Annotated in this window: 14 protein-coding genes; all 14 read left to right on the top strand. The window is 54.4% G+C overall.

The annotated features are described in order from the left end of the window. Window positions 1–210 precede the first annotated feature (210 nt). Complete coding sequence (locus J4613_RS05460) at window positions 211–1,350, top strand: polysaccharide export protein (RefSeq protein ID WP_000978077.1); 1,140 nt, start codon at window positions 211–213, stop codon at window positions 1,348–1,350. A gap of 5 nt (window positions 1,351–1,355) precedes the next feature. After that, window positions 1,356–1,805, top strand: coding sequence for a low molecular weight protein-tyrosine-phosphatase Wzb (gene wzb, locus J4613_RS05455; protein ID WP_000482224.1), 450 nt, complete (start codon window positions 1,356–1,358; stop codon window positions 1,803–1,805). Continuing rightward, complete coding sequence (gene wzc / locus J4613_RS05450; protein WP_020437420.1) at window positions 1,802–3,961, top strand: tyrosine-protein kinase Wzc; 2,160 nt, start codon at window positions 1,802–1,804, stop codon at window positions 3,959–3,961. Before wzb ends, wzc begins: the two co-directional genes overlap by 4 nt. Window positions 3,962–4,047: 86 nt before the next feature. Further along, window positions 4,048–4,890, top strand: a complete 843-nt coding sequence (gene wcaA / locus J4613_RS05445; RefSeq protein ID WP_000205695.1) for a colanic acid biosynthesis glycosyltransferase WcaA — start codon at window positions 4,048–4,050, stop codon at window positions 4,888–4,890. 2 nt (window positions 4,891–4,892) lie between these two features. Further along, on the top strand, window positions 4,893–5,381 hold the full coding sequence (gene wcaB, locus J4613_RS05440; protein ID WP_000888724.1) for a colanic acid biosynthesis acetyltransferase WcaB: 489 nt from the start codon (window positions 4,893–4,895) through the stop codon (window positions 5,379–5,381). Next, window positions 5,378–6,595: a colanic acid biosynthesis glycosyltransferase WcaC gene (gene wcaC, locus J4613_RS05435; protein ID WP_023194013.1), complete on the top strand. Its 1,218-nt coding sequence runs from the start codon at window positions 5,378–5,380 to the stop codon at window positions 6,593–6,595. Before wcaB ends, wcaC begins: the two co-directional genes overlap by 4 nt. After that, a complete protein-coding gene (gene wcaD, locus J4613_RS05430; RefSeq protein WP_023210703.1) occupies window positions 6,570–7,784 on the top strand; it encodes a colanic acid polymerase WcaD in 1,215 nt (404 codons plus the stop codon). Before wcaC ends, wcaD begins: the two co-directional genes overlap by 26 nt. A 12-nt stretch (window positions 7,785–7,796) precedes the next feature. Next, the gene (gene wcaE / locus J4613_RS05425; protein WP_000480132.1) at window positions 7,797–8,543 is read left to right on the top strand and encodes a colanic acid biosynthesis glycosyltransferase WcaE; all 747 of its coding nucleotides are present in this window, start codon (window positions 7,797–7,799) and stop codon (window positions 8,541–8,543) included. A gap of 15 nt (window positions 8,544–8,558) precedes the next feature. Beyond that, complete coding sequence (gene wcaF / locus J4613_RS05420) at window positions 8,559–9,113, top strand: colanic acid biosynthesis acetyltransferase WcaF (protein WP_001153601.1); 555 nt, start codon at window positions 8,559–8,561, stop codon at window positions 9,111–9,113. Window positions 9,114–9,136: 23 nt separating this feature from the next. Beyond that, window positions 9,137–10,258, top strand: coding sequence for a GDP-mannose 4,6-dehydratase (gene gmd / locus J4613_RS05415; RefSeq protein WP_000048160.1), 1,122 nt, complete (start codon window positions 9,137–9,139; stop codon window positions 10,256–10,258). A gap of 2 nt (window positions 10,259–10,260) precedes the next feature. Continuing rightward, window positions 10,261–11,226, top strand: coding sequence for a GDP-L-fucose synthase (locus tag J4613_RS05410; RefSeq protein ID WP_001041703.1), 966 nt, complete (start codon window positions 10,261–10,263; stop codon window positions 11,224–11,226). A 2-nt stretch (window positions 11,227–11,228) separates the two neighbouring features. Continuing rightward, window positions 11,229–11,702 (top strand): GDP-mannose mannosyl hydrolase, encoded by a 474-nt coding sequence (locus J4613_RS05405; protein ID WP_023194015.1) that lies wholly within the window; start codon window positions 11,229–11,231, stop codon window positions 11,700–11,702. Beyond that, window positions 11,699–12,922, top strand: coding sequence for a colanic acid biosynthesis fucosyltransferase WcaI (gene wcaI, locus J4613_RS05400; RefSeq protein ID WP_111742301.1), 1,224 nt, complete (start codon window positions 11,699–11,701; stop codon window positions 12,920–12,922). Before J4613_RS05405 ends, wcaI begins: the two co-directional genes overlap by 4 nt. Next, window positions 12,919–14,361, top strand: coding sequence for a mannose-1-phosphate guanyltransferase (gene cpsB, locus J4613_RS05395; protein ID WP_000605945.1), 1,443 nt, complete (start codon window positions 12,919–12,921; stop codon window positions 14,359–14,361). The genes wcaI and cpsB overlap by 4 nt, the downstream gene beginning before the upstream one ends. Window positions 14,362–14,420 lie beyond the last annotated feature (59 nt).

Raw genomic sequence — 14,420 nt, 5'->3', positions numbered from 1 at the left:
TTGGTAGCTAAGAAGCCAGGGGCGGTAGCGTGCCTGAAAGCCTGAATATAAGCCTTTATTATTCTGTCAATAGCCTGCGGATGAATTGATTTTTTTTCAGAATGATGCCAGTTAATTTTCTCTGCCATTAACTGCAAGGTAAATGTGCACGGACGAAGCCGCTATTTAAATTGCACAGGATAATGACTCTGCCAAAGTGATAAATAATCAATGATGAAATCCAAAATGAAATTGATGCCATTATTGGCGTCGCTCAGCTTGATAAGTGGTTGCACAGTACTTCCGGGCAGCAATATGTCTACGATGGGGAAAGATGTGATCAAACAGCAAGACGCTGACTTTGATCTCGACCGGATGGTCAATGTGTATCCGCTGACGCCACGGCTGGTTGAGCAATTACGCCCGCGGCCCAATGTCGCGCAACCGAATATGTCGCTGGACCAGGAGATCGCCAGCTATCAGTATCGCGTCGGGCCTGGCGATGTGCTGAATGTCACCGTCTGGGATCACCCGGAATTGACCACGCCAGCGGGCCAGTACCGTAGCTCAAGCGATACCGGCAACTGGGTACAGCCGGACGGCACCATGTTTTATCCCTACATTGGCAAGGTTAGCGTCGTCGGTAAAACTTTGTCAGAGATTCGCAGCGATATTACCGGGCGTTTAGCGAAGTACATCGCGGACCCGCAGGTGGATGTCAATATCGCCGCTTTCCGCTCGCAAAAAGCGTACATCTCCGGCCAGGTGAATAAATCCGGTCAGCAGGCCATTACTAACGTACCGCTAACCGTCCTGGATGCGATTAACGCTGCGGGCGGCCTGACCGATATGGCGGACTGGCGCAACGTCGTGTTGACGCACAACGGCAAAGAACAGCGCATTTCGCTACAGGCGCTGATGCAAAATGGCGATCTTAGCCAGAACCGCTTGCTCTACCCTGGCGACATTCTGTATGTGCCGCGCAATGACGATCTGAAAGTCTTTGTCATGGGCGAAGTGAAAAAACAGAGCACCCTCAAAATGGATTTCAGCGGCATGACGCTCACCGAAGCATTAGGCAATGCGGAAGGCATCGATCTGACCACCTCCAACGCCAGCGGCATTTTTGTGATTCGTCCGTTGAAAGGCGAGGGGGGACGCGGCGGCAAGATCGCCAATATCTACCAGCTTGATATGTCTGACGCCACGTCATTGGTGATGGCGACGGAATTCCGACTTCAGCCTTACGATGTGGTGTACGTCACGACCGCGCCGGTTGCTCGCTGGAACCGTCTGATCAATCAGTTGCTGCCGACCATTAGCGGTGTCCGTTATATGACGGATACGGCCAGCGACATTCATTCCTGGTAATCGTTATGTTTAACAAAATCTTAGTGGTCTGTGTGGGGAATGTTTGCCGTTCCCCGACGGCAGAACGTTTGCTAAAGCGCTTTCATCCTTCGCTGACGGTAGCGTCCGCCGGGTTAGGCGCGCTGGTCGGCAAAGGCGCCGATCCTGCGGCGGCGAGCGTGGCGAGCGCCCACGATCTGTCTTTGGAAAATCACTGCGCAAGGCAAATTTCCGCGCGTCTGTGCCGGGAATATGACCTGATTCTGACGATGGAGAAACGTCACATCGCCGCCCTGTGCGACATTGCGCCGGAAATGCGCGGCAAGGTAATGCTGTTTGGTCATTGGGACAGCGAGCGTGAAATACCGGACCCGTATCGCAAAAGCCGCGATGCGTTTGAGGCGGTGTACACATTACTGGAAAGGTCTGCCCGCCAGTGGGCGCAGGCACTGAATGCAGAGCAGGGAAAACCATGACAGAAAAAGTAAAACAATCTGCGGCGGTTACGGGTAGCGATGAAATCGATATCGGGCGCCTGGTCGGAACGGTGATTGAAGCGCGTTGGTGGGTGTTGGGGACGACGGCCATATTTGCGCTGTGCGCGGTAATTTATACGTTCTTCGCCACGCCCATCTATAGCGCCGATGCGCTGGTGCAGATTGAACAAAACGCCGGTAATTCGCTGGTACAGGATATCAACAGCGCATTAGCGAATAAGCCGCCGGCTTCCGATGCGGAAATTCAGCTCATTCGATCGCGCCTGGTGCTGGGGAAGACCGTTGACGATCTGGATCTGGATATTGCCGTCACCAAAAACACCTTTCCGCTGTTTGGCGCCGGGTGGGAACGGCTGATGGGACGTCAGAATGAAATGGTGAAAGTCACGACATTCACCCGACCAGAGACGATGAGCGGACAGATCTTCACCCTCAAAGTGCTGGGCGACAAACGTTATCAGTTGGTTAGCGACGGCGGATTTAGCGCGCAGGGCGTTGTGGGCCAGCCACTCAATAAAGACGGCGTGACGATGCGGGTAGAGGCGATTGACGCCCGTCCTGATACGGAATTTACGGTGAGTAAATTCTCAACGCTTGGCATGATTAATAACCTGCAAAATAACCTCACCGTAACGGAAACCGGCAAAGATACCGGCGTTCTGAGCCTGACGTTCACGGGAGAGGATCGCGACCAGATCCGCGAAATTCTCAACAGTATTACCCGTAACTATCTGCAACAGGATATTGCGCGGAAATCTGAAGAGGCGGGGAAGAGCCTGGCGTTTCTGGCAAAACAACTGCCGGAAGTCCGCAGCCGTCTGGATGTGGCGGAAAACAAGCTAAACGCTTTCCGCCAGGATAAAGACTCGGTGGATTTACCGCTGGAGGCGAAGGCGGTGCTCGATTCGATGGTTAATATCGACGCCCAGTTGAATGAGTTGACGTTTAAAGAGGCGGAAATTTCCAAGCTCTTTACCAAAGCGCATCCGGCTTACCGCACCCTGCTGGAAAAACGTAAAGCGCTGGAAGATGAAAAAGCCAAACTGAACGGGCGGGTGACGGCAATGCCGAAAACCCAGCAGGAGATTGTGCGTTTGACCCGCGATGTGGAGTCCGGCCAGCAGGTTTATATGCAACTGCTTAATAAACAGCAGGAGCTGAAAATCACCGAAGCCAGCACCGTTGGCGACGTGCGCATCGTTGACCCGGCGATTACCCAGCCGGGCGTGCTGAAGCCGAAAAAGGCGTTGATTATTCTCGGCAGCATTATTCTGGGATTAATGTTATCGATTGTCGGCGTGCTGCTGCGCTCGCTGTTTAATCGCGGTATTGAAAGCCCGCAGGCGCTGGAGGAGCACGGAATCAGCGTCTATGCCAGTATTCCGCTGTCGGAATGGCAAAAAGCGCGCGATAGCGTCAAAACCATTAAAGGGATTAAGCGTTATAAGCAGAGCCAACTGTTGGCGGTGGGCAATCCGACCGATCTGGCGATTGAGGCGATTCGCAGCCTGCGCACCAGCCTGCATTTCGCCATGATGCAGGCGCAAAATAATGTACTCATGCTCACAGGCGTCAGCCCCTCTATCGGTAAAACCTTTGTTTGCGCCAACCTGGCGGCCGTCATCAGCCAGACGCATAAACGGGTATTACTGATCGACTGCGATATGCGCAAGGGCTACACCCATGAACTGCTCGGCACCAATAACGTGGACGGCTTATCTGACATTCTGGCGGGCAAAGGTGAGATAGCCTCCTGCGCGAAACCCACGGCGATTGCTAATTTTGATCTTATTCCGCGCGGTCAGGTGCCGCCTAATCCATCGGAACTGCTGATGAGCGAGCGCTTCGGCGAGCTGATCGCCTGGGCAAGCAGCCGCTACGACCTGGTATTAATCGACACGCCGCCGATTCTGGCCGTGACGGACGCCGCGATTGTGGGTCGCCACGCCGGGACGACGCTGATGGTGGCGCGTTATGCCGTCAACACCTTAAAAGAGGTGGAAACCAGTCTGAGCCGTTTTGACCAGAATGGCATTCAGGTCAAAGGCGTCATTCTCAACTCCATTTTCCGCCGGGCGACGGGCTACCAGGATTATGGCTATTACGAGTATGAATACCAGTCAGATTCCAAATAAAAAATAAGGCGTGCCGGATGGCGCGGCCTGAGACTGTAGGCCGGACAAGCGTAGCGCCATGCGGCAAAACTATCTGGGGAATAAGCATGACAACAGACAATCCGCTGATCTCAATTTATATGCCAACCTGGAACAGGCAGCAGTTGGCTATCCGGGCGATTAAATCAGTACTACGTCAGGACTACCGTCACTGGGAGATGATCATCGTGGATGATTGCTCCTCGTCTTATCAGCAGCTACAACAATTTGTTGAGGAGCTGAACGACCCGCGCGTTCGTTATACTCATAACGCCAGGAATACCGGCGCCTGCGCGGTTCGCAACCAGGCCATTATGCAGGCGCAAGGGCACTACATTACCGGTATTGATGATGACGATGAATGGACGCCAAACCGTCTGAGCGTGTTTCTGGCCCATAAACACCAGTTGACTACGCACGCCTTTTTGTATGCCAACGACTATGTGTGCGAGGGCGAGGTCTACTCTCAGCCTGCCAGCCTGCCGCTGTATCCGAAATCCCCTTATTCGCGCCGCTTATTCTACAAGCGCAATATTATTGGCAATCAGGTTTTTACCTGGGCCTGGCGTTTTAAAGCGTGTTTGTTCGATACCGAACTCAAGGCGGCGCAGGACTACGACATTTTTCTGCGCATGGTGGTGGAGTATGGCGAACCGTGGAAAGTCGAAGAGGCGACGCAAATTTTACATATCAACCACGGCGAGATGCAGATTACCTCTTCGCCGAAAAAGTTCTCCGGCTATTTCCATTTTTATCGTAAGCACAAAGATAAATTCGATCGCGCCAGCAAAAAATACCAGCTTTTTACCCTGTACCAAATTCGCAATAAGCGAATGACCTGGCGCACGTTGCTGACGTTGCTCTCCGTGCGTAACAGCAAACGCCTGGCGGCCGGGCTGCGGGGGCGATAACGATGTTGGAAGACTTACGCGCGAATAGCTGGAGCTTACGCCCCTGTTGCATGGTGCTGGCCTACCGTATCGCTCATTTTTGTTCCGTCTGGCGCAAAAAGAATGTGCTGAATAATCTGTGGGCCGCGCCGGTGCTGGTGCTGTATCGCGTGATCACGGAATGCCTGTTCGGGTATGAAATCCAGGCCGCCGCGACCATTGGTCGGCGGTTCACTATCCATCATGGTTACGCGGTAGTGATTAACAAACATGTCGTCGCCGGCGACGATTTTACCATTCGCCACGGCGTCACTATTGGCAATCGCGGCGCGGACAGCCTGGCTTGTCCGGTGATTGGTCACGGCGTTGAGCTGGGGGCGAATGTCATCCTGCTTGGCGATATTACTATTGGTAATCACGTCACGATTGGCGCGGGTAGCGTGGTGCTTGACAGTATTCCGGACCATGCGCTGGTGGTGGGAGAAAAAGCACGGGTGAAGGTCAGCACATGAATATTCTGCAATTTAATGTACGGCTGGCGGAAGGCGGCGCGGCGGGAGTGGCGTTGGATCTCCATCTGCGGGCGCTGCAAAAAGGGCTGACGTCGCATTTTGTTTATGGTTATGGCAAAGGCGGAAAAAAAAGCGTCAGTCACCACCGCTATCCGCAGGTGATAAAACAGACGCCGCGCGGCACGGCAATCGCCAATATCGCGCTATTTCGTTTCCTGAATCGCGATCTGTTTGGCAATCTCGACAATCTTTACCGCACGGTTATCCAGACATCCGGCCCGCTGGTGCTGCATTTTCATGTTCTCCACAGTTACTGGCTAAACCTGGCGGACATCGTGACGTTTTGCGAAAAAGTCAAAGCGCAAAAACCGGACGTCACGTTGGTCTGGACGCTGCACGATCACTGGAGCGTTACCGGGCGTTGCGCCTTCACCGACGGTTGCGAGGGCTGGAAAAGCGGCTGCCAAAAATGTCCGACCCTAAGCAATTATCCGCCGGTCAGGGTGGATCGGGCGCACCAGCTTATTGACGGCAAACGTCAGCGCTTTCGGGACATGCTGCGGCTGGGCTGCCGGTTTATTTCGCCGAGCCAGCACGTGGCCGAGGCCTTTAACAGCGTTTATGGCGCGGGGCGCTGCCAGATTATTAACAACGGTATCGATCTGGCGACCGAGGCGATTCTCGCGCAGCTATCACCTGTGCCGCTGAATCCGGGCAAACCGCGAATTGCCATTGTGGCGCATGACTTGCGTTACGACGGCAAAACTGACCAGCGTCTGGTACACGACATGATGGCGCTGGGCGAAAAAATTGAACTGCATACCTTTGGTAAATTTTCGCCTTTTACCGGCCAAAACGTTGTTAATCACGGTTTTGAAACCGATAAGCGCAAATTAATGAGCGCGCTCAATGAGATGGATGCGCTGGTCTTTAGCTCGCGGGTCGATAACTATCCGCTGATCTTGTGTGAAGCGCTCTCGATCGGTGTACCGGTGCTCGCCACCCACAGCGAGGCGGCGCAGGAGGTGCTGGCGAAATCCGGCGGCCAGACCTTTGCCGCTACAGATGTACTGCGCCTGTCGCAGCGGCGTAAGCCAGAGATTGCTCAGGCGGTATTTGGCGCCACGCTGGACGCCTTTCGTATGCGTAGCCGCGTCGCGTACAGCGGTCAACAGATGCTGGAGGAGTATGTCTCGTTCTATCAGAATCTGTAGCTATCTGCTGCTGCCGCTGATCTACCTACTGGTCAATGTCAAGATTGGCCAACTGGGGGAAAGCTTTCCCATTACCATCGTCACTTTTTTACCGCTGTTGCTGCTGTTATTTGTGGAACGCATTAGCGTAAAAAAATTAATGATCGCCTTAGGCATCGGCGCGGGGCTTACGGCATTTAACTTCCTGTTCGGCCAGTCGCTGAATGCCGGTAAATATGTCACATCCACGATGCTGTTTGTCTATATTGTGGTCATTATCGGGATGGTCTGGAGTATCCGATTCAAAACCATTTCCGCGCATAACCACCGAAAGATTTTGCGTTTTTTTTATCTGGTGGTGGGTATAGTGGTCGCGCTCGCCGCGGTTGAGATGGCGCAAATTATCCTTACCGGCGGCAGCAGTATTATGGAAGGAATTTCGAAATATCTCATTTACAGTAATAGCTACGTACTGAACTTCATAAAATTTGGCGGTAAGCGTACCACTGCGCTTTATTTTGAACCGGCATTTTTCGCTTTGGCACTAATCTCAATTTGGCTGAGCATCAAACAGTTTGGTATCAAAACACCGAAAAGCGATGCTATGATTCTGGCAGGGATAATATTATCAGGATCATTTTCAGGGGTAATGACCTTTATCCTGTTTTACCTTCTGGAGTGGGCGTTCCAATATTTGAATAAGGATGCGATAAAGAAAAAACTTCCACTGGCGCTGGTCTCATTAACCCTGTTTTTGGTTGGGGTAATTATTGCATTTCCTTATATCGCGACACGACTTGGCGATTTAGGGACGGAAGGCTCATCTTCTTATTATCGTATTGTGGGCCCGTTAGTCATGGTCGGATATTCCTTGACCCATATTGATGGTGTAGTCAGATTTGGCTCACTTTATGAATATGTTGCATCATTCGGAATCTTTAACGGTGCGGATGTCGGGAAAACCATAGACAATGGATTGTATCTGCTGATTATTTATTTTTCCTGGTTCGCAGTGCTAATGACGCTGTGGTATATGGGGAAAGTTTTAAAAATGGCGCTAAATGCGTTTGGCGATAATCGTAATTTTCGGGTGCAGCTCTATCTTTTTACGCCGGTGTCGCTGTTTTTTACCGGTTCAATATTTAGCCCGGAATATGCTTTTTTAATCGTCTGTCCGTTCATTTTGCGCAAGGCGTTAAAAATTTCATAACGGGGTGGTGGCATGTTTTTAAGCGTCGTTACCGTCGCCTTTCGCAATTACGAAGGGGTGGTAAAAACCTGGCGCTCGCTGCGCAATCTGGCGCGCGATCCGGGTCTGTCATTTGAATGGATCGTAGTGGATGGCGGTTCGGAGGACGGCACGCGCGAATTTCTGCAAAAACGTCACGGTGAGTTTAACCTGCGTTTTATCAGTGAAAAGGATCGCGGTATTTATGATGCCATGAACAAAGGCATTGCGCTGGCGCAGGGGCGCTATACCCTGTTTCTTAATTCCGGTGATGCGTTCCATGATGATGCCGCGCTGTTTGTCCGCCAACTGGCGCGGCAAAAGGGCGAGGCGATGTATATTGGCGACGCGCTGCTGGATTTCGGCGGCGGGCATAAAATACGCCGGAAGGCTAAACCCGGGTATTATATCTACCATAGTTTGCCAGCCAGCCATCAGGCGATATTTTTCCCGACGGCAGCGTTAAAAAAGTATCCTTATGATCTGCAATATCATGTCTCTTCAGATTATGCGCTGGCGGCCCGTCTTTATAAAGCAGGCTATCCTTTTCGGCGAATTAACGGACTGGTATCTGAATTTTCGATGGGCGGCGTGTCAACCTCGAATAATCTGGAATTATGTCAGGATGCAAAAAATGTACAGCGAAAAATATTACGTGTGCCAGGTTTTTGGGCGCAATTATCCTATTTATTACGTCTGAAAACGACGGGTAAAACAAAAGCGCGGTATAACAAAGTCTAATCACCGGGAGTTATTATGCAGGATCTTAGCGGCTTTACGGTGCCGAAGGGGTTCCGCGGCGCTAATGCGCTAAAAGTACAATTATGGTGGGCGGTACAGGCGACATTATTCGCCGGGTCGCCGCAAATATTGTATCGCTGGCGAGCCTTTTTGCTGCGTCTGTTTGGCGCCAAAATTGGAAAGAATGTGGTTATTCGACCGTCAGTAAAAATTACCTATCCGTGGAAATTAACCGTCGGCGATTATGCCTGGGTAGGCGACGACGCGGTGTTATATACGTTGGGTGAAATTAATATTGGCGCACATGCGGTCATTTCACAAAAAGGGTATTTGTGTACCGGTAGCCATGATTATACCAGCGCCCATTTCGATATTAACGCCGCGCCGATTGTTATTGGCGAAAAATGTTGGCTGGCAACCGATGTTTTTGTCGCGCCCGGCGTGATGATAGGTCATGGCACCGTCGTCGGCGCGCGCAGCAGCGTATTTAAATCATTACCGGCAAATGCGATTTGTCGGGGCAATCCCGCAGTGGTAACGCGCCAGCGCGTTCAGAAAGTTACTCCCTAACGGGACTATTTGAGGAAATGAAAATGTCAAAAGTCGCTCTCATTACTGGCGTAACCGGACAGGATGGGTCTTACCTGGCAGAATTTCTGCTGGAAAAAGGGTATGAGGTGCATGGTATCAAGCGCCGCGCGTCATCGTTTAATACCGAGCGCGTGGACCATATTTATCAGGACCCGCACAGCTGCAACCCGAAATTTCATCTGCATTATGGCGACCTGACCGACGCCTCCAACCTGACCCGCATTTTACAGGAAGTGCAGCCGGATGAGGTCTACAACCTGGGCGCAATGAGCCACGTGGCGGTGTCGTTTGAGTCGCCGGAATATACCGCCGATGTGGATGCGATGGGCACGCTGCGCCTGCTGGAGGCTATTCGCTTCCTCGGTCTTGAAAAGAAAACGCGGTTCTACCAGGCCTCCACCTCTGAACTGTACGGTCTGGTGCAGGAGATCCCGCAGAAAGAGACCACGCCGTTCTACCCGCGTTCCCCCTATGCGGTGGCGAAACTGTACGCCTACTGGATCACCGTCAACTACCGTGAATCCTACGGTATTTACGCCTGTAACGGCATTCTGTTTAACCATGAGTCCCCGCGTCGCGGCGAAACCTTCGTCACCCGTAAGATCACCCGCGCCATCGCCAATATCGCCCAGGGACTGGAGTCCTGCCTGTATCTCGGCAACATGGACTCGCTGCGCGACTGGGGTCATGCGAAAGATTACGTGCGGATGCAGTGGATGATGTTACAGCAGGAGCAGCCGGAAGATTTCGTGATTGCCACCGGCGTGCAGTATTCCGTGCGCCAGTTTGTGGAGCTGGCGGCGGCGCAACTGGGGATAAAACTGCGCTTTGAAGGCGAAGGCATTAATGAGAAAGGGATCGTGGTATCCGTTACCGGACACGATGCGCCGGGCGTGAAACCGGGGGATGTGATTGTGGCCGTTGATCCGCGTTATTTCCGTCCGGCGGAAGTGGAAACCCTGCTGGGCGACCCGTCCAAAGCGCATGAGAAACTGGGCTGGAAACCGGAAATCACCCTGTCGGAGATGGTCTCCGAGATGGTGGCGAACGATCTGGAGGCCGCGAAAAAACACTCACTGCTGAAATCTCACGGTTACGAGGTGGCCATCGCGCTGGAGTCCTGAGAATGAATAAGCAACGAATTTTTGTGGCGGGCCATCGCGGGATGGTGGGCTCCGCCATTGTACGGCAGCTTGCGCAGCGCGGCGACGTGGAGCTGGTGCTGCGCACCCGCGATGAGCTGGATCTGCTCGACGGGCGTGCGGTACAGGCGTTCTTTGCCGGGGCGGGTATCGACCAGGTTTATCTGGCGGCGGCGAAAGTGGGCGGCATTGTCGCCAACAACACGTATCCGGCGGATTTTATTTATGAAAACATGATGATAGAGAGCAACATTATTCACGCCGCGCACCTGCACAACGTGAACAAACTGTTGTTTCTCGGTTCGTCCTGTATCTATCCGAAACTGGCAAGGCAGCCGATGGCGGAAAGCGAGCTGCTGCAGGGAACGCTGGAGCCGACCAACGAGCCGTACGCCATCGCCAAGATCGCCGGGATTAAACTGTGCGAGTCCTACAACCGGCAGTACGGTCGCGACTACCGTTCGGTGATGCCGACCAACCTGTACGGCCCGCATGACAATTTCCATCCGGACAATTCACATGTGATCCCGGCGCTGCTGCGCCGCTTTCATGAGGCTGCGCAGAGCCACGCGCCGGAGGTGGTGGTGTGGGGCAGCGGCACGCCGATGCGTGAATTTCTGCACGTTGACGATATGGCGGCGGCCAGTATTCACGTGATGGAGCTGGCGCGCGAAGTGTGGCAGGAGAACACCGCCCCGATGCTGTCGCACATTAACGTCGGCACTGGCGTGGACTGCACCATCAGCGAGCTGGCGCAGACCATCGCAAAGGTGGTGGGTTACCAGGGCCGGGTGGTGTTCGACGCCGCGAAGCCGGACGGCACGCCGCGTAAATTGCTCGACGTCACGCGCCTGCATCAGCTTGGCTGGTATCACGAAATTTCACTGGAGGCAGGGCTTGCCGGTACTTACCAGTGGTTCCTTGAGAATCAGCAACGGTTCCGGGGGTGACAATGTTTTTACGTCAGGAAGATTTCGCCGCCGTGGTGCGGGCCACGCCCCTCATCTCCCTCGATTTCATTGTGGAAAACGGCCAGGGGGAAATTTTACTGGGCCAGCGTCTCAACCGTCCGGCGCAGGGCTACTGGTTTGTGCCGGGGGGACGGGTGCGCAAAGACGAAACGCTGGAGGCCGCCTTTGCACGCCTGACGCAGGCGGAACTGGGCGTGCGTCTGCCGCTGGCGGCAGGGACGTTTTATGGCGTCTGGCAGCACTTCTATGACGACAACTTTTCCGGTGAGGATTTTTCAACTCACTACATCGTGCTCGGCTTTCGTCTGCGCGTGGCGGAGAGCGATTTACTCCTGCCTGACGCGCAGCATGGCAGTTACCGCTGGCTGACGCCGGAACAGCTTCTGGCAAGCGACAATGTTCATGAGAACAGTCGGGCCTACTTCTCTCCTGACGCGCCGGCGGTGGGCCTATGAAGATCCTGGTCTATGGCATTAACTATTCGCCGGAACTGACCGGTATCGGCAAATATACCGGCGAAATGGTGGCGTGGATGGCGCAGGAAGGCCATGAGGTGCGGGTCATTACTGCGCCGCCGTACTACCCGCAGTGGAAGGTCGGTGAGCGCTATTCCGCCTGGCGCTATCGCCGGGAAGAGGGCGAGGTTACCGTCTGGCGCTGCCCGCTGTATGTGCCGAAACAGCCCTCCACCTTAAAACGACTGCTTCATCTGGGGAGCTTTGCATTGAGCAGTTTTTTCCCACTGATGGCGCAGCGTCGCTGGAAGCCGGATCGGATTATCGGCGTTGTACCGACGCTCTTTTGTACGCCGGGAATGCGTCTGCTGGCGACACTCTCCGGCGCGCGTACCGTACTGCATATTCAGGATTACGAAGTGGACGCCATGCTCGGCTTAGGAATGGCGGGAAAAGGCAAGCGCGGCAGCGTAGCGCGGTTAGCGACGGCCTTTGAACGCAGCGCGCTGCGTAACGTTGATAATGTTTCGACCATCTCTCGCTCCATGATGAATAAAGCGCGGGAAAAGGGCGTCGCGGCGGAAAAAATCCTCTTTTTTCCGAACTGGTCGGAAGTGGCGCGCTTTCAGGACGTTAATGACGCTGACGTGACGGCTTTGCGTCAGCAGCTTGGCTTGCCAGAGGGCAAAAAAATTGTGCTTTATTCCGGCAATATCGGCGAAAAACAAGGGCTGGAAAAGGTAATTGACGCCGCGGAACGATTACGCGATCGACCGTTGATTTTCGCGATTGTCGGCCAGGGGGGCGGCAAGGCGCGGATGGAGAACATGGCCCGCGAACGCGGCCTGGCAAATATTAAATTCCTCCCGCTGCAGCCTTACGACGCCTTACCCGCGCTGCTGAAAATGGGCGACTGCCATCTGGTGGTGCAAAAGCGCGGCGCAGCGGATGCGGTACTGCCCTCCAAGCTGACTAACATTCTGGCGGTCGGCGGTAATGCGGTGATTACCGCTGAGCCGCACACCGAATTAGGACAACTTTGCGCGCGCTATCCGGGCATCGCCGTTTGCGTGGAACCGGAATCGACCGACGCGCTGGTCGACGGGATTAGCCAGGCGCTCGCCATGCCGAAAAACAACATGACGGCACGTGAATACGCCGAACGCACGCTCAATAAAGAGAACGTGCTACGCCAATTTATTGCAGATATTCGGGGATGATAATGCGTCAGACAAAACTTTACCCGGTTGTGATGGCCGGTGGCTCCGGTAGCCGATTGTGGCCGCTTTCTCGCGTGCTTTATCCAAAACAGTTTCTGTGCCTGAAAGGCGATCTCACCATGCTGCAAACCACCATTTGCCGTCTGAACGGCGTGGAGTGCGAAAGCCCGGTGGTGATCTGTAACGAACAGCACCGTTTTATCGTTGCCGAACAGCTCCGCCAGCTCAATAAGCTGACGGAGAACATTATTCTTGAGCCCGCCGGGCGCAATACCGCGCCGGCGATTGCGCTGGCGGCGCTGGCGGCGACGCGTCAGCATACGGACTGCGATCCGCTGATGCTGGTACTGGCGGCGGATCATGCGATCGCCAATGAAGAGGCCTTCCGCGACGCGGTGCGCGGCGCCATGCCCTATGCCGACGCGGGCAAACTGGTGACCTTCGGTATCGTGCCGGATCTGCCGGAAACCGGCTATGGCTATATCCGGCGTGGTGATGTCGTGCCGGGCGCGACGGATGCGGTGGCTTTTGAGGTGGCGCAGTTCGTTGAGAAGCCGGGGCTGGAAACCGCTCAGGCCTACGTCGCCAGCGGCGATTACTACTGGAACAGCGGCATGTTTCTGTTCCGTGCCGGACGCTATCTGGAAGAGCTGAAAAAGTTCCGCCCCGATATTCTGGCCGCCTGTGAACAGGCGATGCGCGGCGTCGATCCGGATCTTGACTTCATTCGTGTGGATGAAGAGGCCTTCCTCGCCTGTCCGGAAGAGTCCATTGACTACGCGGTGATGGAGCGGACGGCGGACGCGGTGGTGATGCCAATGGACGCGGGCTGGAGCGATGTCGGCTCGTGGTCCTCGCTGTGGGAAATCAGCGCCCACACCCCGGAGGGAAATGTCCACCACGGCGACGTCATCAGCCATAAAACGGAAAACAGCTACGTTTACGCCGAATCCGGCCTGGTGACCACCGTCGGTGTGAAGGATCTGGTGGTGGTGCAGACCAAAGACGCCGTGCTGATTGCCGATCGCCACGCGGTGCAGGACGTGAAAAAGGTGGTGGAGAAGATCAAGGCCGACGGACGCCATGAGCACCACATGCACCGCGAGGTTTACCGTCCGTGGGGCAAATACGACTCCATCGACGCGGGCGAGCGCTATCAGGTGAAGCGCATTACCGTCAAGCCGGGGGAAGGACTGTCGGTGCAGATGCACCATCACCGCGCCGAGCACTGGGTGGTGGTGGCGGGGACCGCCAGAGTCACCATCAACGGCGAGGTTAAGCTGCTCGGTGAAAACGAGTCCATCTATATTCCGCTGGGGGCGACCCACTGCCTGGAAAATCCGGGAAAAATACCGCTCGATTTAATTGAAGTGCGTTCCGGCTCGTATCTCGAAGAGGACGACGTGGTGCGGTTCGAGGATCGTTACGGGCGGATCTGACGCCTGCAATTATGCCCGGTAAGCGCAACGCGCCATCCGGCAATGAATAACAATAACGA

It is taken from the genome of Salmonella sp. 32020114201800008SM (assembly GCF_017572025.1).
Taxonomy (GTDB): Bacteria; Pseudomonadota; Gammaproteobacteria; order Enterobacterales; family Enterobacteriaceae; genus Salmonella; species Salmonella enterica.
This window is presented reverse-complemented; position numbering and strand designations above follow the sequence as displayed.

Excerpts from the sequence above, each read along its gene's own strand:
- wcaD (WP_023210703.1), top strand. The coding sequence starts at position 6,570 with ATGTCTCGTTCTATCAGAATCTGTAGCTATCTGCTGCTGCCGCTGATC.
- wzc (WP_020437420.1), top strand. The coding sequence starts at position 1,802 with ATGACAGAAAAAGTAAAACAATCTGCGGCGGTTACGGGTAGCGATGAA.
- wcaI (WP_111742301.1), top strand. The coding sequence starts at position 11,699 with ATGAAGATCCTGGTCTATGGCATTAACTATTCGCCGGAACTGACCGGT.
- wcaA (WP_000205695.1), top strand. The coding sequence starts at position 4,048 with ATGACAACAGACAATCCGCTGATCTCAATTTATATGCCAACCTGGAAC.
- gmd (WP_000048160.1), top strand. The coding sequence starts at position 9,137 with ATGTCAAAAGTCGCTCTCATTACTGGCGTAACCGGACAGGATGGGTCT.
- wcaB (WP_000888724.1), top strand. The coding sequence starts at position 4,893 with ATGTTGGAAGACTTACGCGCGAATAGCTGGAGCTTACGCCCCTGTTGC.
- wcaF (WP_001153601.1), top strand. The coding sequence starts at position 8,559 with ATGCAGGATCTTAGCGGCTTTACGGTGCCGAAGGGGTTCCGCGGCGCT.
- J4613_RS05460 (WP_000978077.1), top strand. The coding sequence starts at position 211 with ATGATGAAATCCAAAATGAAATTGATGCCATTATTGGCGTCGCTCAGC.
- J4613_RS05410 (WP_001041703.1), top strand. The coding sequence starts at position 10,261 with ATGAATAAGCAACGAATTTTTGTGGCGGGCCATCGCGGGATGGTGGGC.
- wzb (WP_000482224.1), top strand. The coding sequence starts at position 1,356 with ATGTTTAACAAAATCTTAGTGGTCTGTGTGGGGAATGTTTGCCGTTCC.
- wcaC (WP_023194013.1), top strand. The coding sequence starts at position 5,378 with ATGAATATTCTGCAATTTAATGTACGGCTGGCGGAAGGCGGCGCGGCG.
- wcaE (WP_000480132.1), top strand. The coding sequence starts at position 7,797 with ATGTTTTTAAGCGTCGTTACCGTCGCCTTTCGCAATTACGAAGGGGTG.
- cpsB (WP_000605945.1), top strand. The coding sequence starts at position 12,919 with ATGATAATGCGTCAGACAAAACTTTACCCGGTTGTGATGGCCGGTGGC.
- J4613_RS05405 (WP_023194015.1), top strand. The coding sequence starts at position 11,229 with ATGTTTTTACGTCAGGAAGATTTCGCCGCCGTGGTGCGGGCCACGCCC.